This window comes from Thermogemmatispora carboxidivorans (genome assembly GCF_000702505.1).
GTDB classification, from domain to species: Bacteria; Chloroflexota; Ktedonobacteria; order Ktedonobacterales; family Ktedonobacteraceae; genus Thermogemmatispora; species Thermogemmatispora carboxidivorans.
Genome location: NZ_JNIM01000001.1, coordinates 1,074,051 through 1,097,134, shown reverse-complemented (window position 1 = coordinate 1,097,134; position 23,084 = coordinate 1,074,051). Strand labels below are relative to the sequence as shown.

Sequence of the window (23,084 nt, the reverse complement as noted above, 5' to 3'; positions counted from 1 at the left end):
CGGCTCTCATTGCGTCGCCTTCACCCTACAAGACGATTGCAACCGGGAGGACCGGCAGCTAGCTAGCTAGCTACAGGGCAGCAGTGGCCAGCTGCTTAGTAGCGGGCTAGAGCTGTAGAGCCATTCGTTCTCTTCTTCTTCTTCTTCACTGTCGTTTTTATCTTTAATATTTGACGGTAGAGATAGCAGCCTTTTCTTCTGCCCGTTTTTACTATTGGTACGGTAGTGGTGGAGGCATCTGTAGTAGGCGGCTAGCCGCCTGGCGATCGAGATGATTACTGAGCAGTACGGTGTTGACGACCAGTCCCACAATGAGTGCGAGTTTGAGGCCGCAGCATATCGGCCAGAAAAACAAGGAGACCAGCAGGATGGGCCAGACAACCACAATGCTGCCTACCAGGAGCAGCACCCCAGGGAGTGTCTCTCCAGCCATCAACCAGCCAACGCCGTAGATATTCAAGAGCAAGGACAACAAAAGCTCGACAATGAGAGGTGCCATCTCCTTTTGCGGCTGCACAACCATCACATTGACCTGTGGAGGCTGAGGGTAGGCATTTTGGAACGAGGAAGGCTGCTGAGGCCAGGGATCAGCATAGAGGCCAGGGCTAGAAGTTGGCCAGCTGCTGGGGCTATAGTACGAAAATGGCTCACTCGTGCCTCCTGGTGCTTCAGGGTCTCTTGCAGGAGTATAATCGCCGGAGGATGTGGTCACCGAGCCGCAGACAGGACAGATGGTTACATGGTGCGGACTATCATAGCCACAGCGTTCACAGCGGCTCATAAGACGTAGGTACTCCTTTCTCGCTATCGTAGCTCATCGCCAATAACTCCCTCTATGATAGCATGGAATACTCCTATAGCAATAGTGTTGCCGTCTCACTTATCCCCATCCATTCGTCCTATGAGGTCGAGAGCGCGCCTTTCACCAGTTTCCCGATCGCGCCCCTCATGGGGCAGCCAGGCCAAAAGACCAGCCTGTCTGGTGGTTCTCTACGGTGAAGGCCGCTGGCGCTCTCAGGAAAAACGTATGCTTCACGTCAGGAGGGACGATCACGGACCCCCCTCCAGGTCCGTTGCTGTTGGGCCTGGGTGGCGCTGATGGCGAGCGCGTGGTCGTCATGTTCACAACAAGCAGAGACGGATGGAGAAGTCCGAGCAGACGAGAGAAAGCAGGTGGTGGTCGCAGACCGGCAGTCAGGGCGGCCAGCACCACATCGACCTGACCTGCTGAGGACGACCTGGCGGCGGTTAGCAATCCACTGAGCGCGTAGCTGCTCTGAGCCGCTTCTCCTAGCAGCAAGAGGCGTAAGCCTGGGACAACGAGGCGGAGGACCAGAGCGTTATTGCGCGCCTCATCGCCTCCACGATGGAGGGGGGACGGAGGCCAGAGTACCTCCAGACGCAGGCTTGGCCCGAGAGAGCGCAGCTGGCCCTGACGGAGCGTCTGATAAGGGACGCCACCTTCCCGGAGGGCACGGCGCCAGAGCGCATAGTCTCTCCCTGGGTGGAGTACCCCGCCATCCAGAGCCTGGCCGATCGCAAAGCGCGAGGTCGCATCCTGGAGACCCGTCAAATGAGAGAGCAAAGGGCTAGACAGCACTAGCCAATCAATGCGGCGCTGCCAAAAAGGCAGGCGGCGATCGAGTACGTGAGCGAGGGCTGTTGCATCGGGGCCGCCATCAATCAAGAGAATGCCGCTGCGAGCCATCTGGACGAGCACGGCGGGACCAGTGACCCCCGAAGGAGAGGCCAGGGCAAAGACCGTCAGTATCAGCCCGGTGCCGTTCTGGCTCAGCAGCGTGCGCAGGCCCGTCGTCAGCAGGAGCAAAAGTGCCAGGGCGAGCTGTCCCCCGAGCAGCATCCCCCGTTTGTGGCTGGGTCCTGGCCCCGGCTTTGGCCGGTTTTCCCCCACCTGCGGGAGGCTATGGCCAGAGGAGGAGACGAACAGCGCTGGACAAGAGCGCCAGCCCAGGCCCAGGGCACCAGCCAAAAGGGCATAATAGCCCCAGGCCAGCGGAACTGAGAGCGGCCAGCCTCTGGTACTTAGCCAGGCAAACGGGAGCCGCGCACAGAGAGCGACAGCGTCAATGATATACTGCAAAGGGAACCAGGCGAGCCAGCCCACAACCAGGGCCAGCGGCAAGCAGACCGTCCCCAACAGACAGATTGCTGCCCCCAAGAAGAGCAACAGCTCCAACAAAGGGACCGTCAGCAAATTAGCCAACGGGGCCACAAACGAAAGCTGAGCAAAGGTCAGAGCGAAGACCGGCAAGGTAGCCACTTGAGCGGCCAGGGTTACAGCCAGGGCCTCGACCAGCAGCGAACCAGCAGGGAAACGCTCCAGCCGCCTCAGAGGCCGGGCAAAGAGGGGAGTAAAGAGCACAATCCCCAAGGTACCCAGAAAAGAAAGCTGGAAACCGCTATCCCACAGGACAAAAGGATCAACGAGGCTCAGCACCAGAGCTGTCGCCGCCAGAGCGCTATACACATGGTAGTGGCGCCCCAGGCGGGGGGCAAGAACCAAGAGCGCCCCCATGAACCCAGCCCGCAAAGCTGCTGGTCCCGCGCCACTCAGCACCGTATAAGCAGCTATAGCCAGCAGCTGGAGTGCACAGAGCAGCCAAAGCCAGCGCCGAGAGCGCCGACGTTGCGCTGGCAGCAGGAGCCAATCATCAGGTTTTGGGCGAGTCAGGGGCTGCAGCGGCAGCGCCAGCAGGCCGGCGAGCAGCGTCACCTTAAAGCCACTGGGGACAATCAGATGAGCAGTGCCCGTCACGTTGAACAGAGGAGTCAGCGGCTGCAGAGCAGGCGTCCGTAAGCCGAGCAAGATCGCCACCAGCAGAGCTGCCTCGGGCTGGGGCAGCACTCTTGCGATCAATGCAGCCAGCTGGAAACGAAGGGCATAGAGCAAAGCCAGCAAAGGGTTTCCTCCATGCCGCCTGACCGTGAGGCGAGGGAAAGCCATCAAGGCTTGCAGATCTGGAGCACCAGCGCTGGCGGGTGGCAGCAGGTGCCCTCTCAGCAGGACCTCATCGCCGTATGCTGGACCATAGGGATCATCGAGGAGCGTGCCAGAGGTCAAGACAGCAATCTCACCATGCCGTGGCCACCAATGTAAACCGCCATCGCTGCTCACCTCGATCACGCTCACCGTCAGGCGACGCGCATGGCCCTCCAGAGTAGGAGGAGCAGATACCTCACCGTGGACGATGAGCTGGCTGGTCCCAGCAGGGGAGCGCAGCAAACTGGCGACGGCCAGGGGATCATGGCGCGGATCAGCCAGCGCCATACGCCAGGCCCCAGCGAGCAAGGCCGACAGGAAAAGCCACAGCACACCTGCTCTCTCCCAGCGGCGCCAGCCAACAACGGTTACCAGCACCATCGCCAGGAGCGGCAGCAGTAGCCAGCGCGGGGAAAACTGCAGCCAATCGGCGAGCACTATCCCAGCAAGCCAGCCCGGGCAGACAACCAGTAGCGGTAACTTCCGCAACCGCAGCAGAGCCTCTCTGAGAAGCAGCAACGACACGGTCATCCCTTTCCTCTTCCCTCTGCTTCACCCCTCAGACCGTTACCAGGTCCTTAATGCGGTCGTAGATCGAGCGACTCACCACCTGGAGGAGCTGGTCGACCGACGTATAGGGGCCATGCTGAAGACGATAATTCACAATATGCTGGGCAGTTGTTGCGCTCACATGTAACTGCTGGCGCAGCTCATCGACGCTCGCCGTATTGATATTCACTGGAGTAGAGGGAGAGGCAGCGGAGCCGCTGGCGCTGGGAATAGCAGGCGAGGAGCCATCGACAGCAACTGGCGGAGCAACCTCGCCAACGCGCGTGACATAGATTTCCTCGCCATCGTGGAGGACGGCGGCCAGATTGAGAGCGACCAGATTGGCCTCGGGCAGCGGACCACCTGCCGCCTGCAGTAACTGATAGACACGCGACCCAGTGGGCAGCCTATAGACCCCGGGATGGCGAACAGCTCCAACAATATAGACCTCAATACTGGTGGCAGACGTCAGCGGGGTCAGAGCGGGAGCAACCGCCGCTGTGGCTGTCATCGCGGGTCCCCGGCCCCCTGCCGAAGCAGGCGTCAGCGCTGCCGCCGTGCCGCCAGGAGAGGGAACTGACTCTAGAGGTGCCTCAGCAGGTACTGCTCCCTGCCAGAGGAGATAGAGCGCCACCGCCAGCACAAGAGCAAGCATCAGCGCTGCTGCGCGGAGCAAGCGCGGCCTGACCGTAGGAGGAGTCACGGGGACAGCCAGCTTCAGCGTCTCAACCAGTGCCAGATCTTCTTCGCGGCCTCTGTAGCCCTCGGTAGCAAGGGCCATGTTCCCGGTGAATCGCGACGAATCGCCCTCAAGGCCATCTGGTAGAGCAGACGAGGAGGATAGATGTTTGCGGCTAGTTTTCATAAGCCCACCCCTTTCTACGTACTCCCTGTTTCCTGAAAATACGGGGGGCATGATAACACGATGTTTATGAATCTGTCAATAGCTAAATGCGACAATCTAATTGCGAAGCAAGCGAACTAAATATCTCTCCAAGAAGCAAGCAGTAAAATAAGAGAGCGGTTGGTCACAAAAGGAAGTCGGCCAGGAAGGTCGGCTAAAACGGCACTTTTCGACGTTGGCAAAGGCCGCAGTTGATTGGGCGCTGGCCGTGAGGGGAGGGAAGCAGGGCGGAAAGGGCGGCATCAGAGCCTACGGGGTGAGGAATCTATGCGGAAGTGGTGACGCACGTTGACAGATATGGTATAATCCTCGGTGGAGCAAGTCCCCGTAGCTCAGTGGATAGAGCACCGGTCTCCGGAACCGGGCGCGCAGGTTCGATTCCTGTCGGGGACACCGATCGCGACATCCCTCTGCTGGATATCTCCCACCAGCAGCCTGCATAGCCTCACAGCAGACGTCATGGCTATGCAGGTTTTTTTTGAAAGAGGCTTGAGGAATAGGTAGCTAGAGTCAGCAGTTCGTCTTGTCTGGTCTTGCTCCAGGGACGATAAAAAGCCCTCACCGTCGCTGGAGAACGGTGAGGGCCTGACTTTGGATCTGGTCACGACTCCGCGATCTCAGTCTGCATGTGCGCTCCAAGCCAGCGCTCAGATTCAGGCGACCTTGACGCGGATCTGCTTCGGCTTGCTCGCCTCGCCGAAAGGAACATGCACGGTCAACACGCCGTTCTCGTACCTGGCCTCGATCTTCCCGCTATCAATGTCCTTTGGGAAGGTAATCGTCCGCGCGAAGCTACCGCTGCGGATCTCCCGCACGTGCCACTGACCACGCTGCTCCTCTTTCTCCTCGCGCGGCACCTCAGCCTTGAGCGTCAGCGTGTTGCCGGTGACGTTCACCTCTAGCTGCTCGGGCTTCACACCAGGAATCTGCGCCTGAACCTGATAGCCGTGCTCGTTCTCACGTACATTGATAGGGATGGTCGCCACCGCCTCATCCCAACGCCAGATAGGCGCCACAAAGCTCTCCTCAAAGAGCCGATTGATTGCATCCCGCAGACTGATCACCTCGCGGAAAGGATCGTAGCGGATGATGTCAACCATAGCCGCTTACCTCCTTTCACACGTCCAATCAAATCAGGTTTGTCTTCCTCGCGCTTCGGGTCTTGTGAGCCATCGCCGCTCTTCGCGGCAGGCTCTCCGGCTCGCCGCGAGCGCCTCTCGATGAGATGCTCGCCGGTCGTTCGGCTGAGCCGCCTGACCCCTCTGTTGAGCAGCTCCTGCTCGGACCCTCTTCTTGGGGCTTTCACCTAACAAAAACAATGAGATGATTTCATTTATTCCCACAGGTAAGCGCTACTCCCAACGGAAAGCTCTGATGGCCACCCCCAGGATGAGAATCATCCAGATGAGCAGTGTCAGCAGGGCGGTGCCAGGGAAAGGAGCGCCGGCAGTGAGAGCAGCCTGTAACGACTGGGTGAAGGCTGCGGCTGGCAGATACTGAGCCAGAGCTGCCAGGGGAGCTGGCAAGTGGTCAAGGGGCAAAATGCCGCCCCCAATAAGCAGAAAGAGCAGATAGAGACCATTGGCCACCGCCAGAGTTGTCTCGGCGCGCAAGCTACCAGCCATAGCTAGCCCCAAGGCGGCAAAGGTGATGGTTCCCAGGGCCAGGACCAGAATGGCCAGACCAGGCGAGCCAACGGGCCGCCAGCCATAGAAGAGGAGGGCGATACCCACAAGCAGGACCACTTGCAGCACTTCTAGAAGTAGCACTGCAACAATTTTGGCAACGATGAGGCCGCTCCGCGGGAGAGGCGTCGCTCCGAGACGTTTGAGCACCCCGTAGTAGCGCTCATAGGCGGTCGAGATGCCGAGATGGACCATGCCCGAGGCCATGATGGCTAAAGCCAGGATGCCGGGCAAAAGAAAGTTAATGACCGAGCCTGTGCTCACAGGAATGATCTTGAGCGAGGCGAAAAAGACCAGGAGGATCACAGGAAGAATGAGCGTGACGAGGATGTTTTCGCCACGGCGCGAGGTCAGGAGAAGCTCGGCCTTGAGCTGGGCCCCAACCTGACGGAGGAAAGGAGCCGCTTGCGACGGCTGTGGCCGCCCCCGCCCGCTCCGACTCGTATCAGCAAGAGTTGTCATCGGGTCACCTCCACAAAGAGCGCTCGAAGATCCACCTTTCCACTCATTCACGGATCTCGGACCCAGTCAGGCGCAGGAATAGCTCTTCGAGCGAGCCATGACCAACACGCAATTCGGTCAATGTGATGCCTCGATCGCGTAACCAGGCCGTAAGGTCAGCCAGGACCGCCGGCATGCTTTGCGACGCCGTTTCAAGCAGGTAGCTGCCGGGCCGCACTTCTTCGGCGCGTTGGACGCCCGGTAAGGCGGCGAGAGCATGGCAATCGAGGCCGGCAGGAGCAACGAAGCGCACAACAGTAGCGTTGTCAACACCGGTCAGCCGATCAGGGGTGTCCAGGGCAATGAGCCGGCCATGATCAATGATGGCCACGCGGTCGGCCAAACGCTCGGCTTCGTCCATCAGATGGGTTGTCAATAAGATGGTCACTCCCTGAGCCTTGAGGTCACGGATCATCTCCCAGGTAGCCAGGCGGGCCTGGGGGTCCATCCCTGCGGTAGGCTCGTCGAGAAAGAGCAGTTGGGGATTGCCAACAAGGGCCAGAGCGAGAGCCAGACGCCGCTTCTGGCCACCAGAGAGTCGACGACAGATGGTCTTCGTGCCAGGGTCGATACCAACACGCTCCAGGAGCTGGTCAATGGGCTGGGGCCGCTGATAGTAGCCGGCAAAGAGGCGCGCTACTTCTCGTGGGCGTAGCATGGGGTAGAGGCCATCCTGCTGGAGCATGACCCCAATGAGCGGCTTGAGGCGCGCTGCGTCCCGCACAGGGTCAAGCCCAAGCACACGTACACTTCCCCCATCGGGTCGACGGTAGCCCTCTAGCGTTTCAACGGTGGTGGTTTTGCCGGCCCCGTTGGGTCCCAGTAGGGCAAAGACTTCACCACGCCGCACGCTGAAACTCAGTTCGTCAACGACACGTCGTCCATTATAGCTTTTGCAGAATCTATCTACGACGATGGCCGCCTCTGCTCTCTCGGGCGAGGCTGCAAGATCGGCCATCTGTCCCGTCGTCTGCGCATGAGCAGACATCATGGTCAGTCTCTCCTTGGTGTGGTCAACTGGGGCTGGCGCTGGCCACTGTTCTCGGCCAGCCCCATTGATAATACACTACCGCAGCCGCTGCTCTCTGACAAGGTAAGGTGAGCGAGATTGCTGCCCCAGGCTTGCAATTCTTAAAGCAGTGCATTACAATATGCATATCATACAATTCATATCTTTTCTGCTATACAAGAAATGAGAGGCTTGGGAAGGGTGAGTGGGGCACTGCGTGGGAAGGTGCCTGTAGCAGGCGAGCTGTCTGTGATTCGTCAGGGGCAGCGGCCCAGGTCCCGGGCAGGGAGGGCACTCCGGCGCCCAGAGAGGGCATGTGTCTGCGCCAGCAGAGGTCTTGCACCGCTACTTCGCCTGTCCGCCTCCGCCGGCTCTGGCTCAACCCTGCAGCGACCCGGTTGCAGGCTGTGAGGTATCGCAGGTAGAAAGAGAGGAGAAGAGATGGAAAATCGTCTGTTGCGAGAGAAGATCCTGGTACGTCTGGGAAGATTCCCCTCGAAGGTGCCTCTGGAGGCGGTCTTTGAGGAGCCGATCGCTGAGGAAGGGTATACACGCACGCGCGTCACCTATATGGTCGAGCCGGGCGAGGTCGTGCCAGCCTGGCTGCTGCATCCGCACGGGGAGAAGCCGAAGAAGGGCTGGCCGGCGATCCTGGCCATTCATCGCGATAGCGAGCATTGTGAGCTGGGGAAAGGAGAAGTAGCCGGGATCGCTGGCGATCCAATGTACTACTATGGGCGGGAAATCTGCTTACGCGGCTATGTGGTGCTGTGCCCCGATCTTCTCTGCTACGAGGAGCGCCGTCCGCCGGAAGAGATCCGTCGACGACGGGCGGCCTTGATGGGAGAAAGTTATGAGCGCTTTGAGTTTACAAAGCGCTTGCTGAAAGGCTCGTCCCTGCAGGCAAAGTACCTGCATGATCTGACGTGCAGTCTGGATCTTCTGGGTTCACTCCCGGAAGTGGACACGCAGAGCCTGGGGGTGATTGGCCATTCGCTGGGCGGACTTGAGGCGCTCTGGTTGACCTGGTACGATGCCAGGGTGATGGCCGGGGTGGCATCCTGCGGGCTGACCCTGGTGAAGTCGCTGCTGCGCGATGGCCTGAGTCAGCCCCTGGTGAACTGCATTCCAGGTTTGCTCGATGTGGCCGATATGGATGATCTCGTTGGGGCCCTGGCCCCCACTCCCTTTATGATGATTGGCGGCGAACAGGACCCGCTGTTGCCGATCGATGGCTTCTATTTTATGGTGAACTACGCTCAGAGCCTCTATATTCAGCTAGGGGTACCAGAGCGCTTCCGCTATCTGGTCTTCCAGGGCGGCCACGCCTTTCCTCCCGAGGCCCGTGAGGCTGCCTATTTGTTTTTAGACCGCTGGCTCAAGCCGCTGCCACCTGGCGGTCTGCTACCCTGAGAAGCTCCTCCTCACTGGGAGAACAAAAGGTGATATTATGATCGGCCAGGGTAGGCTTAGGACAGGCGCCGGACCTGGATAAGATAGAGGAGGACCAGCAGCGGAGGCAGTACAGCTAAGAGGAGAAAACCCAGGAAAATCCAGCTGTTGAGACCACTAATGGCTCCCTGGATAAACATCCACGAGAGGTAGGCCAGGAGCGCGCTGAGACAGAGCTTTAGCCCGGCCAGCAGTAAGCGCCCAAGCCGATAGCGGCGCATAGCACGCCGAGAGACAGCCTTGCAGGGATGGTACAGGGCATAAAGCCAGCGACTGAGCAGGCCGAGCAGCCCATAGAGAACTAGCGCCAGCAGGAAGAAGAGAACCAGAATCCATTTGCTGCCATTGAGATCGGGATGGATGGAACCACTGAGGCTGTAGTGGATGGGAATGGTTCTGGGAAGGAAGAGGAGACCCCAGCCACAGAGAAGGGCTATCAGGAGGAGCAGGAGGCGCGTCAGCAGGTCAATCCGTTGTTCAAGTGTGGTCGGCGCTAACCACAGCCCGGGACGGCACTTACTCGATGAGCTGCTGAGCATGGCTCTAACCTCCTTCCTTGCGGCTCTGCCCGAGCCGGCCTGTGGACAAAATGCGGTTCCCTTGTAATAGAACGAGCGAGCGGTGCTTTCTTCCAAAAGAGGAATACCCTTTCCTTACCCCCGCCTTCCTACAATAGATGGCGCTTGCCCTGGCTTGTAGCTCTCGCAAGAATGGCAGGACAGGCGGGGAGCGGCTTCGATCCCTTGCTAGCCTGGTGGCGTTGCAACAGAACTGCGTGTTCGCTCACTATAGGTCTGGATGAGCGGATGATCAGGTATTTGATGATCCTGATAAATTCTCCTGTTTCAGGCCAGCTACCTTGTGATAAGAAGAGAGAGTTGCAGCTACTCGCTCTGAGAGGAAATCGATGCTATACTATAGTGGGAGGAATTTATCGCATCCGTCAATCGGACGGGGGAGACATACGGCAGAAAGGATAGCACCGGGCAAATGGCGGGTTGCCCCTCGCTCACTTCCACAAGATAGGAAGGGCTTATGGCGCTGCTGATCCGCTACAAGTATCTGAGCGGGCGGCGTCCGTGGGGGACGCCGCTCTTTGCCTGGGCCATGAGCGGCCTCGTCTCGCTGCTGCTGATCCTTTCGGGTGTGGCCGTGGCCCTGGTATTCGGACGCATCCACCATCTGACCGCCGAGGAGGTGGCCCTCTGGCTGTTGGTGGTGACCCTGCTCACAAGCGATCTGAATGCTGGGCGCGTCGGCTTGCTCACCAGTCGTCTGGCCCGCGAGTGGGAGTATTTGCTAGGCCTGCCTCTGGTTCCCTGGCAGGTGGCTCTTACCGTGCTCAGCGACTGGTTCCTGAGCAATATTCTGGCTCTGACGGCTCTGCTGCTGGCTCCTCTGCTGGCTCTCGGCTTCAGCGGTCTGCTCCCATTCACTTTGACGCCGGCTGGCTGTGGTGGGCTGCTGCTCTACTGTGGCTTCGTGATGCTATTCGGGACAGGGCTGCATCTGCTCTCGCTCGTCCGGCCAGGAGCTGTGTTGATCTTGATCCGTTTCGCCAGCATCGGAGCGCTTGCTCTACTGTTTTTGGCATTTTCTCCCAGCTCTCTCCATGCGGGCATAAGCGAGGAGCACCTGCGCGCACTGCGCTCTTTCGCCTTTGATCTGGTTTCCTTGTGGTGCTGGCCCTGGATCTGGGCATTGGCCGGCTTGCAAGGTCATTGGCTCTTCCTGCTACCGCTGACCGCCAGCACTGCACTTGTCGCAGCCTGGACGCTACCGCGCCTGCTGCGCTATTGGGAGCTGGCGGCTACTCCCGAGCGACGTGCTTCTTTCTATCCGCTCACTGCCAGCGGCAGACGGTGGGCTGTCGCTAAATGGTTGTGTCTGGCGCTGTGCCTGTCTCCTCAGTTACGCCTTCCTACGCTCCTGGTGAGCCGTCTGGCTGGTCTGCTTGCTCTGGGGTACTTCTTCCCAACTGGAGCGGCAGGTCTCTGGTTGCTTGGTTGCAGCCTGGCCACCGCTCAGCTCGGCTGGCCGGCTTATTCTTATCTTGTAGAGCAAGGCCGTCTGCTGCGGGCTACTGGTCTGCCCCTGCATGTCAGCCAGCAGCTCCTTGGCTTCTCCGCTGCTTTCACATTGATCTATCTTCCTTTTATGTCACTATCATTGCTCATAATTGGTCTTACAGGACATTCCCTTTTCGCTCTGGTTGCTTTCCTCCCTGGATACTTGGGGCTGCTGGCTCTGGCCTGGTGTGCCTGGCGTGAGGTGCCTCCTCTGCCTGGCTTCATCGCGCTGGGGCTATGCGAGTTGCTGGCAGCTCTGCTGCTGGCCTGGTTTTGACAGATGGAACATGCAGCACTCATTGAGTTCCACGAAGTGAGTAAAGGCTATGGTAAGCTTCTGGCTCTGGATCATCTGACGTGGGCGGTCCCTGCTGGCACAATTACCGCGCTCGCCGGTCACAACGGCGCCGGAAAGACCACTTGTCTGCGGCTGATTACGGGATTGCTCACGCCCGATAGCGGGAAGGTGAACGTGCTGGGCCTGTCTCCAGGGCGGCGGACCTGGGAGATCCGGCGGCGGATCTCTTATCTGCCCGATGAGCCATTTACCAATCCCCATCTGACTGGCACAGAACATCTGGCTTTCCATGCCGACGTCTATGGCCAGTCCGAAGCCTTCAAGCAAGCACTGGCTTTGGCAGAGCGCTATCATTTACGGGAGGCGCTGGACCGGCCTGTACGCACCTACTCGCGGGGCATGCTTCAGCGCCTGGGCCTGATCAGAGCTTTGATGGTCGACGTCCCCATTCTGCTCCTGGACGAGCCTTTCAATGCACTCGATCCCGTCGCGCTACAACTGCTTTGCAGCGATCTGCAGCAGCGGGCTGCCGGAGGGACCTGCGTTTTGCTGACCAGCCACCACCTGGAGATGCTCCGCGAGCTGGCCTCTCAGATCATTGTTCTGAAAGAGGGGCAGCTCGTCTACCAGGGTCCTCCAGCAGCCGTGGACTGGACGAAGGCCATAGCGCTGTGGTTCGCTCGGGATGTGGATGCTACTCTTTAGGCTGCTTCCTTACGCGCCACGAGACTGGCCGCTGATGGCGATGAGGCTGACAATGACGTCGTTGAGCAGGCGGCCACGGAAGTTAGCCACAATGGTATAGCGATGACTGTCAAGCTCTTTTAGCTTCTCGTGGGGAATGGCCTGCGACTCAGCATAAATTACCAGGGCGACGTGGTCCCTTTTGAGGCGTAGAATGTCATTAATATCGTCCTTCCAATCTCCCCAGTAAACCAGCAGAACATCGGCGCGCTCAGCCCGGCCTAGATCCTTGGGCGAGGTGACAATGATCAGGTTTTCTTCATGGAAGAGGCGCGAATCAAGCAAGAGGCTGCGACCGCTGGTGACATTGTCGCCCTTCGCCAGAAGGGCAATTTTTCGGCGCGTCAAACCCAGCCCTAGACGATAGAGAACCTTCAAGACTCCACGTGACCATTCATAGACGCCTAAGACGAAGGCAATCAGCGCAGGTATGACGAGAATGCGTCCGACCCAGTCAAGGATGGCTAGCACTACTTCCATGACACTTACCCTCCTGCAATGAGCATTTCAACTGAAAATGAAATGAATAGCATGGTCCTGGGTGAGATATCTTGACCTCTGAGAAGGTGCCCAACAGGCTCAAAATGCACTGAGATCTCAACGAGAGCATACCATAGGCAGAGCTTGGAAGCAATGCCGTTGCTTAGCGGTGCACTATCTCATCTGGCACGACAGAGAGAGCCTGCGGCTCAGCGCAGGCGGCGCAGGAGGACGCGCAGATGGGTTCCCCCGGGCAGCAGGCCCACAGGCACGGCTTCGACCAGCTCGTACTTGGCTGCTGCAGCCACGGCAGCGGCGCTGGTCACAGTACAATCGGCCAGGTAGACGACACCGCTGAAGTCGGTACCCAGAGGAGCAATGAGCAAAAGATCAGCTTCAGGCCGTGGCGGCTGACCACTGCCATCGTAGACCTGGGGATCAAGGCAGTGCAGGGGGCGTACGATACCTTGAATGAGACGATAGCTGTAGCTGCCTCCGCTGAGGACAACGGCGACAAAGCTGCGCTGGCGCCCTGCATAGCTGCGGTTGATGAGCTGGAGTACGTGCTGAGTTTTGCGAGAGTCGAGGGGCACAGCCATCTTTCCTTTCCATCAATACCGCGTCAGATTGCCGAGGTTAACCCGGGCGACGGCGGGGACAGCCAGCCTCAAAGGGGAAGCTGGCGCTCCTGGTCGCTGTCTTCCTCCTGCTGACCGCCAGTCCACCAGGAGGGGAAAGCCGGTACAGGCACACCGAGGCCCAGCGTTTGGTGATAGCGGGCAAGCGGATAGCCGTGATGACGAGCGTCAGAGAGCGGCCCCTGGCGCTTGATCGGCCAGGACTGGCTGTGAGCCAGGGGGTCGACAATGGCCGACGGCATCTGCTTGGGGGAGCGACGGCCCTCAGAGCGAGCCTGGCGCAAAGGGGGTGTTCGAGACATGGTCATGATCTCCTTCCTGCAGCGTAGAGACGCTCGCTAGAGAGCGCAGCCAGGTGAGCGTTAGCAGGAGACAACAGGAGGGGAACTTCATCGGAAAGCGAGAACCAGGGTTTACAAGACTCATAGAGACCGTGGCTTCTCTTGCGCATGATCAGCGGCGAGGCCAGAGCCATCCCTACGCCCACGTTGATCGCCCTGCTGGCCAATGCGTCCTTGCTCTTCGTGCACATCGATCTCCTCGCCAGCGAACTGGAAGAAGAGACGCATGGCCGTCTCGTCACTGACCCAGCCCTGGGCTCTCGCTGTACTGAGAGCCGAGACCAGCATCTGTACGGCGCTGGCCAGGGTAGCGTGATCGGTGACCTCGATTTCGGGGAAGATGATGTCGTAGTGCCTGTCAACTTCGGGGGACAACCTGCCAGCACGACAGGCCTCTTGCAAGACACGGTCGAGTATAGCGCGCAGCATGGCGCGCATGACATACTGCCTCCGCTGGAATTTGAGCAGCGTCGGCAGGCCCATCTCAGCGGCGGTGGCCCGATTGCTGTAGCTGCCGTCAGAAGAATACTGTACACCTATAAAGTTTGGATTCACGCTGGTGGATGGCTCCATTTATGTACATGAGTTTTCCATCGCTGGATTTAGCGTGCGGAGAGACAAAGGAGATTGATAAAGCAATTGCTCTTTCTGATCATGTCTGGGACGTGTCTGGTCGAAAATGGGAGCAACCCAAGATGATCTGGGACTGCTTCAGCATATTGCGGCGGCTTTCGGAGACGCACTGCGGACATGGCCCCTTGGAAGCAAGTAGTGGCATGTGTGAAATTAGAGGCCATGTCCAGACCAGTCAGAACTGTTCTGAGTCGCTAGGGGAGGCTATACCAAGTATCTCTTCGTATTTACTCAGCAGTTCCTCAAAAGTAATCTGGCCAAGATGCTGCTGGTAGCGTAACATCCACATCTCCTTAAAGACTTCCTCGGTAAGTGGCCGCGGAGGGTTTCCCAGCACCTTTCCCTTTTTCTCCGTATCAGCGACGAAGGCTTCCATCTGGATAATGAATTCAGAAAGGCTGTCTTCATCAGTGCTGAAGACAGGATCGATGAAGGAGAACATATCATCTAGCATGGCGTTCCCCTGCTTTATGAACTGCAAGAATATCCTCAAGCTTATCGCCTGTGATGAACCGGATGGATTCGATCACTGGCGCATCCTTGCCAGGAGGGAGAAACTCGTTTTCGTGATACTCCTGGATGAACTCGCAGCGGCTTTGCTGGATCGCCAGCCTGACCTCCCTCAGATTTCTTCCCTTGACCTCTACGGCCATGAAGCTATAGATCAGGGTAAAAGCGTCATCGAAGTCCGAGCTGAATACAACAGCCATGAGAAAGCGTGATAGCGGTGCCTGCGAAGGCTGCGTTACGCAGCGGATTTCTATGTATGGGGAGGGCTTTCCTGAACTGTCATACGCCTTGTACGGCTGTTTCCCTCCAGCTTGTGATCGGAGATAGCCGCCCGCGCCTTGCGCTGGTTTGCCAGAGCGGAATTGAGACAAGGGATCGCTGTTCATTGCTTTTACCTTTCCGGTTCCATATCCCCCGGTTCCGGCAGGGGGTACTCGTCAAGATAACGCTCATACTCTTTCCAGTCCTCCGGGGTCGGCTCGTACATGGGGTCGGCGATCTGACGGGTAAGGTCACTGTTTTCCATCGAAGGAGCGATATAGCCTCTCGTGAGTATTTGCCGATAAAAGCTGTCGACGCTCTCATGCGCCGCCTGAATATTATCCCCCTGGCTAAGAAACGCCATCTGGCCCTCCCGTTTCGTCTCCTCCCAGCTCGGCATGATTTCATCTCCTTTCGCAGATAGTTGAAAGCCTTATAGGATTAACGAGCACAGTAGCTTATTTTCTATGATGGAATCATGCCGAGCTGGCATTCGGACAGCTATGCTCTTGCGTGAAGCAGTCCAGGGTAGTAAGAAGAAGTCATGCGCGACGCTGACGAGCTGGAGGATTTCAAACGCAGGGTGAACCTGGTTGAGCTGGCACACTCATACGGGTACGTGGTTTCCAGGAAGGAAAGCTGCAGGACCAGCATGGTACTGAGACATGCAACGGAGCACAGCAAGCTGGTCGTGGCGACCGGGCAGGATGGACACGGTATTTTCTTCGAGGTGCATAGCGACGCATCCGGCAGCGTTATCGACTTTGTGATGTACCGCGAGAACTGCAGCCTGGGGCAGGCTCGGGTTAAGCTGCGCGAATGGCTGGGCCAGCCGCGCCTGAACCTGGAAATCAGGGACTATGCACGGCAGAAGCCAGTTCCAGTCAGGCGGGATCGGCTAGCGAGCGCAGTGGCCTGGGAGAGAGCGCAGCCCTATAGCGGCGGCTATCTCGAAGGGCGCGGCCTCACCGCCGAGACGATCGCCCGGTTTTCCGATCATATCCGCCTGATCGCCAGCCCGGATGGTAAGCACCGCAATGTTGCCTTTCGACACGACGACCAAGACGGCCTTTCCGGCTGGGAAGTGAAAAACCGGGGCTTTACTGGCTTCGCAGGTGGAGGCGGGAAGAAGCTATTTTCCTGTCTGATCGGAGAGGAGGGGCCGCCGACCCGCATCGTGATCTGCGAATCGGCTATCGATGCGATGAGCTATCATCAACTCTCAGGCAAGCCAGGACTGTATGTTTCGTTCGCTGGGGGGATTTCAGATGCGCAGAAAGACCTGTTGCGCAAGCTTCTGATCGCCAATCCGCAGGCCGAGGTCGTCTCGGCAACGGATGCTGATGCTCAGGGCGAGCAATACGCGGTGTTCATTAACTCAATTCGCTCCGATGCTATTCGCGACCGGCCCGGTCGGCGCGGGCACTCTGGCGAGCGTTTCAAGGACTGGAACGACGTGCTGATGGAACGCCAGGCTCCGGCAACCATCAAGAAAGCAGGGAAGCCTCATCAAGAAGAACAGCAGACGGCCCCTGAGATAGCTCTGCAACTTATGCCTGCGCGTCCGGGTCATGCTCCACCTTCGCCAAAGATAGGTCGCTAGAGGAACCCGCCCCATTTTTATTGGGGCTTAAGCGTGATTGTGGTTGCGTTCTCTATGCAGACCGTTATAGTCGCAATCTGGAAGATTGCACGCTGCAGCTCCACAATAAAAAGGGGATAATATGAGTAACAAGCCAACCCATATAGCGTACATCGCGCCACCCGCAAAGGAAGGAAGCCCAAAGAAACTACGCTGGCATGAGGTCGGGGTAGTATGGCCCCATAAGAACGGGCAAGGGTTCGATGTGGTTATTCACGAAGGGATGAGCATCTACGGGAAGATTATCTGCGTAGAGCGGAAAGAGTCTGATAAAACCGAGTAGGCCATCGCACAGCGCTTCTGTAGGATCTACATCAGAAAGGGACATGTGTGGTCGTCACACCTCGCCAGAATAAATTGCTGGCCGCCGCCGAGGCGATCCGGCTCGCACCTGATAAGGCAGAGGCGGCTTTTATTGCCCGCCAGTTAATACAGGCAACCCTTCCGCACCGCAATCCTGGCGACGTTCCCCTGTGGAAGCGAAAGAACGGCAACCTGACGCTTGGCATCCAGCCCGGCATAAATATTGAGACTGGCAGGAGCTATGGCTATCCTTATGGAACCATACCGAGACTGCTCCTATTTTGGATAACGACCGAGGCGCTGCGCACCAAGAATCCACGCCTTGCCCTTGGGCATAGTCTTGCCTCCTTCATGTGCCAGCTCGGCCTTAGTCCCAGCACCGGCGGTGGCAAGCGAGGGGATGCGAAGCGCCTGCGCGACCAGATGGAAAGACTATTTAAGGCGAAGATCAGCTTCCATCAGACACGCGAGGAAAAGGAAAGAAAAGGGGGAGCGTGGCTTGACATGCAGGTCGCGCCCGAAGGAGTTTTGTGGTGGGACGAGAGGCAACCGGAGCAGAATACATTGTGGGGGAGCTGGATAGAATTGGGCAAGCAGTTCTTCGATGCGATTACCGCCGCTCCTGTTCCGGTGGATATGCGAGCGCTTAAGGCACTAAAGAACTCGCCACTTGCCCTCGACCTGTATTCCTGGGCGACCTATACGGCCTTTAGGACCAAGGAGATTGGACAGTCGCGCTTTGTTACCTGGAAGCTGCTGCACGAACAGCTGGGGGGAGATTATGCCAATCTGAAAGATTTCGGACGTAAGACACGAGCGGCGTTTCGCAAGGTACAGACCGTTTATCCCGAACTGGGCATTGAATTTGAACCAGGGGGCGTTCGGGTACTGCCTTGCAATCCGTCTATGACCATACGGAAAGAAGGGTGCCTTCCCGCAGGGTGAAACGGTCAACCGGCCTCCGGCATAATTATGCCTACGCTACATGAAAGAGCTTTCCAGAAGCAAGCTAAGTCATGAATAAAAAAGTTATCCACGGTGAAATGGTCAACCTGGATACGGTGAAATGGTCAACCTGGATACGGTGAAATGGTCAACCTACATATAATAATATATAGTTACCTGTAGTTCTCTGCACTTTCCTGTGGAAAACGTGGATAACTTAAAACACCCCGCCTGAGCGCAGACAAGGGGAGATGATTTGTTCATCTCCCCTTGAACCCCTCTGACAAGCCGAAAACGGTGCGCGGCTCACGTCGCCGCGCAAATTATCTGGACGAATACGCCGCTGGCGCGGCGACTCGGCAGGAAAGAAAGCCGATCTGCCCTTAAATTCGCTCGTACAGCATGCAAAGGATCTTCTTCTATGGGAGGTAGCCCAAAACTCGAAACACCCATCCAGCGACTAAATAAACGGCCCTGGTGGCGATCGCTAAGTGGAGGAACTCTATGCTATAGCAGTTCTGAGGAGCTGTGCTCCACCCGCTGAATTGCCCCATGCACATTTCCGCCTGCCGAGCCGCAACGCGAAAGACGCCCTCGCTGGAATGGTGCAGGGGGTATGAGACAGAACCGGGCATTACCTGTCCAACCCATGTTCGGAGGTGGGTTCCTCTCCCAGTCGCCGATAATGAGTGGTTTTATCGTTATGTTGCAGGGTTTTTATTATGCCCAGCGCCGTACCAATGCTGATAACTGACAGCGCCCCCCCATATTGTTAAAAAGGGTCTGGGTCAGCATGACCGCGCCAACTGAGGTGCAGCAGCTTTTTAGTGCAGCAAATAACACGCTTTTTCTCTGGGGTTCGCTGGTTTCACTCATAGCACACAGGTGGCGTAATCAGTCAGCAGGATCGGCGGGCGAGGGCAGATACAAACATGCCCTTGTCCGCCAGCCAGATCGGGGAACTGCCATCTACCTTCCAATGATTTTCCCATCTTTTTCAACTTTTCCATTGGGGGTAACAGTATATTGGCCCTCAGAGGTATTAACAATCCTGACCGATCCCAGGAGGCCATTTTGCTCCCACTTAGGGCCATCCCGATTGACTTCAATGGGCGCTCCGATGGCATCCCTAACCGCCTGCTCTGCTGCCAGCCGCGCCGCATGTTCTTTAGGATCTTCTTGTCTGTTATTCATATATTTGTCAATAAATAATTAAGACTTATATCATAAATACATGTATATATCCAGTTAAATAACAGTGATCAGGAAGGCGATGGGCATGCAAGCGCCCTCCGCCGGGCGAGGCGCTGAGATGCGATTCTGGTGGCCTTGCCAGCGCCAGACAGGAAATCATAGGTCAGGCTCCCACTGCCCCGTCAGAATCGCATCTCAGCGCGTCATCGCCACGCTGCGCCTCCCGGCTCAACGGATGTATGTTACTGGAACCTGAAAGACAGTGCGCAGTTGGGCAGGTTGGCGTTGTTGGCGACTGAATACCTCTGAGGGCCAGTCACATTGCTATTGTCATAGCAGTTCGTGGGTGCGTAAGCTGTTGCCGCTACGGTCGGCACGCAGTTATAGCCGGGACCGCTATTGCCATTGGCTCCCTGATTCGCAGTTCCTCCCGACGCCCCAGCGGCCCATACGGCCTGGTAACCGACGACGTTATAGTTTACGTAGCACGCCGTGACGCTGCCCGATTGCGGCATGCCATCGTCCATCTTGCTGTCAATGGCATATGCCTGCTGGACTGTGATGCCTGGCCCCACGGTAGTGCCGGACGTCCAGGCCACTGCGTCAATCGTGGACAGCCCGAAATAATTCGTTGAATTGTAGCTAAAAACATAGATGAATAAGTTAGGGGCGAGCTTCCCATGCGGGAAAAAAGTAGCCACTGCGCTATCCCCTGCCAGCCAGGTTCCCGCCCATGTACTCGGATACCAGACGCCGCCCGCCCCCTGCACAGGGACTATCGAGGTGTCTGTAAGACCTGCTGCTGTCAGATCCTCGAAGAAAACAGGGATTTCCCCACATCCCGTTGTGAATCCGCTGTTAGCGCCAGCGCTATTGGCGCAATTACCTTCAATGATGCCGTTGCCATCGCCTTGCCCGGCGTATTGCCCCCTGGCCTGCAACCCGTACTGGCTTGCCGCAGGGTCAGGAATATCGCCGGGCAGACCGCCATATTTCCCCTCGAAAACATAGACCGCTGCGTTATAGCTGTTGATCTGGCTGATCTGCGAGCGCACCGCCGCCGCGCTGATTAGGTGCTGGCCAGCCAGCACCCCGCCAACGATCAGACCGATAATTACCAGCACGATCGAAAGCTCGATGAGGGTAAAACCGGATGTTTTATCCCCTGCCACGTCCGCCTTTCTCGCCTCCTCCGGGGGTGGGGCCAGGCTTCTGCCCATCTCCCTCATTGAGCTTTCCCTGCTCGACGAGATACTTGGCGAAATTCAACCTGTTATCTGTTTTGGCCTCTTCTATCTCTGCCGGAGACTTATCATCAGGAGATCTGTTTTGATAGCCTTTTTTCATGGCTTCAAGCGCCGCCTGCTGCTCAGGAGTAAATCTGTTATCTTCAATTTCTGACATAGTATTGCCTTTGGTTTTGTTTAGCTTACAGAAACATCATATTAGGTATTTACTAATTTTTGATTAAGATTACGCAATTTTGGTTGGCCCCCATGTCAACCGCTCTCGCCCATCCGCCAAGGCGTTCAGACGCCGCGCCTCCCCCGATCAGAATTTCCTCGCCGCCCACCTTCGCCGTTCTCTGGCGATCACCTGCACCATCGCCCTGGCCTGCACAGGATGGCGCTGCCCTCCATAACCCGCCCTCTCCTTAGCTCTGCCTCCATCACCTCTCCTTTTTCAGTTCGCGCTCCACTGCACTCCTTGATCTGGCAACCTGGCAAAGCCAGGGGAGCGGAGCCGGTCAACCTCAACAGGAATTTTCCCCTGAGCCTGATGGCTCATTCCTCGCGCAGCCAAAATTCCTGTTGCTCCTACCCTCTGCCCTTGCCGCTCTGGTTGCCGTCAAGAAGTCGCATGGTGCGGCCTCACAACGTAAAAAGGAGAAACATGATGATTATCGGAAATTTCAGAAAAGTAGGCGGAGATTATGTAGGCAAGGTAGAAACGCTTCTGTTCACCATTCAGGCGGCGCTTGAAGCGGTAAGCAGCAAGCCAAGCGACAAATCCCCGGATTTCCGGGTGCTCACTGGCGACCGCGAGATCGGCGCGGCGTGGAAGAAGACCAGCAAGGACGGCAAGGAGTTCCTGTCGGTCCTGATCGAAGATCCCACCATCTCGATCAATTGCGCCCTCTTCGAGACCGAAGCCGGGAATCACGTCCTCACCTACAGCCGTGAGCGCAACTAACGCCCGGAGGGCGGAGTCAACCCTCCGCCCTCTCAACCTCAAAAATTGAAAAGGATTTTTTATGACGAATACGACAAAATGTGCATTAGAAGAGATTACCCTGGAACAAATCCGAGAAATTCTGGCGGCGCGAGGCTGGGGAGCCTCTTTGTGGCATACCGACGATGTACAGATGGTACGGCCTGACCTTACGGCGGAGCAATCCATGCAAGTGCTGGAAAGGTGCATGAGCAAGCACGATGCTGAAATCGGCATGAACTGGCTTTTCATCGAAACCATCGCCGATGATCTGTTTCCAGAGAAGGAGGGCCAATAATATGCCAATGACAATGGAAGAACGCCTTGCCCACGCCAAAGCCGCATTAAAAGCCTATTTCGAGGCCAAAGATGAGCCGCGATGGGACTGGCCGGAAATATATTATGACACGGACGCCAGCGACCTGATTGCTGACCTCCTCCACCTGCAAAAGCATCTGGGACATGACGTTGATAACACGCTTATGCGTGCGGAAATGCACTTCGAGGCCGAGCAGGCCGAGTATAAGGGAGGCGCGATATGACCGCTTTTCTCAACACCATCATCAATGGCGATTGCCTCAAGGTGCTGCCTCAGCTTCCGGCTAGATCGGTGAACTTCGTGCTGACAGACCCGCCTTATGGCATTTCATACCAGGCGCGTGACGGGCGTACTGTCCCAAACGACGATAATACTGATTGGCTGGAGCCGGCCTTTGCGGAAATCTATCGCGTACTGGAGCGTCACAGCTATGCGGTGAGTTTCTACGGCTGGGCTAAGGCGGATTTGTTCCTGGCCGCGTACCGCGCCGCAGGTTTCCGGGTTATCGGGCATCTGGCATTCCCGAAGCGCTACACGTCCCGCAGCGGATACCTGCGCGGGCAACACGAATGCGCTCACCTTCTGGCGAAAGGCTATCCCCACAAGCCGGAGTATGTCATCGGTGATGTTCTTGACTGGACGTACAGCGGCAACAAACTGCACCCGACACAGAAGCCCCTGTCAGTGCTTCTGCCCTTGGTCGAGACGTTCTCAAAGCCGGGCGGTCTGGTCTGCGACCCTTTCAGCGGCAGTGGTAGTTCGCTGGTTGCGGCCAGGTCGCTTGGCCGCAGCTACATCGGTATAGAACTCGATGAGAAATACCACGCCATTGCCAGCAAGAGGCTGGCAGAGGAGCGCCGCCCATGAAAACGTCCAATGACAAAGGTATTTATGAAGCCGAGGCTGTAGAGGAGAGCGCTCAGCGCAGGCGCTCCTATTCGGGAAGGCTAGTAAGTGAAAAGGAAGTCAAAAGGGCTGAGTGGCATGTGAGACTCAGCGGCATTCAGTCTGCTTGTGGTCTCAATCTGGAGCTGCTCCAGGGCTTTATTTTTTTCTTCCTCTTTAATGTCACCTCTCTCATAGGCTTTAACCAGCTCCAGTTGCCTTGCATCGAGCTGCCTTATGATGTCTCTGTCCGGTAGCTGGCCTAGCTCGAACAGTGCCTCCGAGCTGATATTCTCACATTCAGTAATTGCACTACCTCGGAGGGCTTTCTGACAGCGCAGGTCAGCGAGCGCTATCTGCTCCTGCAATATTTGTAGTTTGAATCTCTGCTCATGAAACCACATTTCTCTGATAGCTGCTATAGAAAGCAATATACATATCAATGTTGTAATTAAAACAGAGACACATACTCTCATAATAATCCTCTCTAAATAGCCTGCCCCTCTTTTC

Annotated in this window: 26 protein-coding genes and 1 tRNA gene; 11 read left to right on the top strand and 16 right to left on the bottom strand. The window is 57.2% G+C overall.

Annotated features, from left to right (window positions below):
• Positions 1-211: 211 nt before the first annotated feature.
• The 3 genes from N688_RS04355 to N688_RS22200 form a co-directional block, all read right to left on the bottom strand.
• Positions 212-781: a hypothetical protein gene (locus tag N688_RS04355; protein WP_052888141.1), complete on the bottom strand. Its 570-nt coding sequence runs from the start codon at positions 779-781 to the stop codon at positions 212-214.
• A 165-nt stretch (positions 782-946) separates the two neighbouring features.
• Positions 947-3,532: a ComEC/Rec2 family competence protein gene (locus N688_RS04350; protein WP_052888140.1), complete on the bottom strand. Its 2,586-nt coding sequence runs from the start codon at positions 3,530-3,532 to the stop codon at positions 947-949.
• Between the two features lie 28 nt (positions 3,533-3,560).
• Positions 3,561-4,415, bottom strand: coding sequence for a ComEA family DNA-binding protein (locus tag N688_RS22200; protein ID WP_162179486.1), 855 nt, complete (start codon positions 4,413-4,415; stop codon positions 3,561-3,563).
• A 360-nt stretch (positions 4,416-4,775) separates the two neighbouring features.
• Here N688_RS22200 and N688_RS04340 point away from each other — a divergent pair.
• Positions 4,776-4,847: transfer RNA gene (locus tag N688_RS04340), tRNA-Arg, on the top strand.
• 260 nt (positions 4,848-5,107) lie between these two features.
• On the opposite strand, the gene N688_RS04335 is transcribed toward N688_RS04340, so the two are convergent.
• The 3 genes from N688_RS04335 to N688_RS04325 form a co-directional block, all read right to left on the bottom strand.
• Positions 5,108-5,554 carry an Hsp20/alpha crystallin family protein gene (locus N688_RS04335; RefSeq protein ID WP_052888139.1) on the bottom strand — a complete coding sequence of 149 codons (447 nt, stop codon included), beginning with the start codon at positions 5,552-5,554 and terminating at the stop codon, positions 5,108-5,110.
• A 252-nt stretch (positions 5,555-5,806) separates the two neighbouring features.
• A complete protein-coding gene (locus N688_RS04330; RefSeq protein ID WP_081838502.1) occupies positions 5,807-6,601 on the bottom strand; it encodes an ABC transporter permease in 795 nt (264 codons plus the stop codon).
• A 43-nt stretch (positions 6,602-6,644) separates the two neighbouring features.
• Positions 6,645-7,628 carry an ABC transporter ATP-binding protein gene (locus tag N688_RS04325; protein WP_081838501.1) on the bottom strand — a complete coding sequence of 328 codons (984 nt, stop codon included), beginning with the start codon at positions 7,626-7,628 and terminating at the stop codon, positions 6,645-6,647.
• A gap of 462 nt (positions 7,629-8,090) precedes the next feature.
• Between N688_RS04325 and N688_RS04320 the strand changes: the two genes are divergently transcribed.
• A complete protein-coding gene (locus tag N688_RS04320) occupies positions 8,091-9,062 on the top strand; it encodes a dienelactone hydrolase family protein (protein WP_052888138.1) in 972 nt (323 codons plus the stop codon).
• Between the two features lie 56 nt (positions 9,063-9,118).
• Here N688_RS04320 and N688_RS04315 read toward each other — a convergent pair whose 3' ends face one another.
• Positions 9,119-9,640 (bottom strand): hypothetical protein, encoded by a 522-nt coding sequence (locus N688_RS04315; protein ID WP_052888137.1) that lies wholly within the window; start codon positions 9,638-9,640, stop codon positions 9,119-9,121.
• 496 nt (positions 9,641-10,136) lie between these two features.
• Between N688_RS04315 and N688_RS04310 the strand changes: the two genes are divergently transcribed.
• Positions 10,137-11,447: a hypothetical protein gene (locus N688_RS04310; RefSeq protein WP_052888136.1), complete on the top strand. Its 1,311-nt coding sequence runs from the start codon at positions 10,137-10,139 to the stop codon at positions 11,445-11,447.
• Between the two features lie 3 nt (positions 11,448-11,450).
• The gene (locus N688_RS04305; RefSeq protein ID WP_052888135.1) at positions 11,451-12,173 is read left to right on the top strand and encodes an ABC transporter ATP-binding protein; all 723 of its coding nucleotides are present in this window, start codon (positions 11,451-11,453) and stop codon (positions 12,171-12,173) included.
• 9 nt (positions 12,174-12,182) lie between these two features.
• Here N688_RS04305 and N688_RS04300 read toward each other — a convergent pair whose 3' ends face one another.
• The 7 genes from N688_RS04300 to N688_RS04270 form a co-directional block, all read right to left on the bottom strand.
• Complete coding sequence (locus N688_RS04300; protein ID WP_052888134.1) at positions 12,183-12,692, bottom strand: hypothetical protein; 510 nt, start codon at positions 12,690-12,692, stop codon at positions 12,183-12,185.
• Positions 12,693-12,901: 209 nt separating this feature from the next.
• The gene (locus N688_RS04295) at positions 12,902-13,285 is read right to left on the bottom strand and encodes a hypothetical protein (RefSeq protein WP_156025291.1); all 384 of its coding nucleotides are present in this window, start codon (positions 13,283-13,285) and stop codon (positions 12,902-12,904) included.
• Positions 13,286-13,359: 74 nt separating this feature from the next.
• Positions 13,360-13,632, bottom strand: a complete 273-nt coding sequence (locus N688_RS04290; protein ID WP_052888132.1) for a hypothetical protein — start codon at positions 13,630-13,632, stop codon at positions 13,360-13,362.
• 120 nt (positions 13,633-13,752) lie between these two features.
• The gene (locus N688_RS04285; RefSeq protein WP_156025290.1) at positions 13,753-14,226 is read right to left on the bottom strand and encodes a hypothetical protein; all 474 of its coding nucleotides are present in this window, start codon (positions 14,224-14,226) and stop codon (positions 13,753-13,755) included.
• Positions 14,227-14,479: 253 nt separating this feature from the next.
• Entirely contained in the window at positions 14,480-14,758 is a 279-nt protein-coding gene (locus N688_RS04280) for a hypothetical protein (protein WP_052888130.1), read from the bottom strand.
• Positions 14,748-15,200: a hypothetical protein gene (locus N688_RS22670; RefSeq protein WP_156025289.1), complete on the bottom strand. Its 453-nt coding sequence runs from the start codon at positions 15,198-15,200 to the stop codon at positions 14,748-14,750. Before N688_RS22670 ends, N688_RS04280 begins: the two co-directional genes overlap by 11 nt.
• 5 nt (positions 15,201-15,205) lie before the next feature.
• Complete coding sequence (locus N688_RS04270; protein ID WP_052888128.1) at positions 15,206-15,475, bottom strand: hypothetical protein; 270 nt, start codon at positions 15,473-15,475, stop codon at positions 15,206-15,208.
• Positions 15,476-15,619: 144 nt separating this feature from the next.
• On the opposite strand from N688_RS04270, the gene N688_RS04265 reads away from it, so the two are divergent.
• Together N688_RS04265 and N688_RS04255 are read left to right on the top strand one after the other, a co-directional pair.
• Positions 15,620-16,678 (top strand): toprim domain-containing protein, encoded by a 1,059-nt coding sequence (locus N688_RS04265; protein ID WP_052888127.1) that lies wholly within the window; start codon positions 15,620-15,622, stop codon positions 16,676-16,678.
• A gap of 369 nt (positions 16,679-17,047) precedes the next feature.
• A complete protein-coding gene (locus tag N688_RS04255) occupies positions 17,048-17,965 on the top strand; it encodes a replication protein RepA (protein WP_052888125.1) in 918 nt (305 codons plus the stop codon).
• Between the two features lie 1,436 nt (positions 17,966-19,401).
• Here N688_RS04255 and N688_RS04250 read toward each other — a convergent pair.
• Positions 19,402-20,331 carry a type II secretion system protein gene (locus N688_RS04250; protein WP_162179485.1) on the bottom strand — a complete coding sequence of 310 codons (930 nt, stop codon included), beginning with the start codon at positions 20,329-20,331 and terminating at the stop codon, positions 19,402-19,404.
• Positions 20,318-20,563 (bottom strand): hypothetical protein, encoded by a 246-nt coding sequence (locus N688_RS22665; RefSeq protein ID WP_156025288.1) that lies wholly within the window; start codon positions 20,561-20,563, stop codon positions 20,318-20,320. The genes N688_RS04250 and N688_RS22665 overlap by 14 nt, the downstream gene beginning before the upstream one ends.
• 489 nt (positions 20,564-21,052) lie before the next feature.
• Here N688_RS22665 and N688_RS23110 point away from each other — a divergent pair, with 489 nt between their 5' ends.
• From N688_RS23110 to N688_RS04225, 5 genes are all read left to right on the top strand, one after another.
• Positions 21,053-21,352 (top strand): DUF736 domain-containing protein, encoded by a 300-nt coding sequence (locus tag N688_RS23110; protein WP_162179484.1) that lies wholly within the window; start codon positions 21,053-21,055, stop codon positions 21,350-21,352.
• Positions 21,353-21,413: 61 nt separating this feature from the next.
• The gene (locus N688_RS04240) at positions 21,414-21,668 is read left to right on the top strand and encodes a hypothetical protein (protein WP_052888122.1); all 255 of its coding nucleotides are present in this window, start codon (positions 21,414-21,416) and stop codon (positions 21,666-21,668) included.
• A gap of 1 nt (position 21,669) precedes the next feature.
• The gene (locus N688_RS23325) at positions 21,670-21,912 is read left to right on the top strand and encodes a hypothetical protein (RefSeq protein ID WP_052888121.1); all 243 of its coding nucleotides are present in this window, start codon (positions 21,670-21,672) and stop codon (positions 21,910-21,912) included.
• Positions 21,909-22,556, top strand: coding sequence for a DNA methyltransferase (locus N688_RS04230; RefSeq protein WP_052888120.1), 648 nt, complete (start codon positions 21,909-21,911; stop codon positions 22,554-22,556). The genes N688_RS23325 and N688_RS04230 overlap by 4 nt, the downstream gene beginning before the upstream one ends.
• Positions 22,553-22,831, top strand: a complete 279-nt coding sequence (locus N688_RS04225; RefSeq protein WP_052888119.1) for a hypothetical protein — start codon at positions 22,553-22,555, stop codon at positions 22,829-22,831. Before N688_RS04230 ends, N688_RS04225 begins: the two co-directional genes overlap by 4 nt.
• The last annotated feature ends 253 nt before the right edge of the window (positions 22,832-23,084 follow it).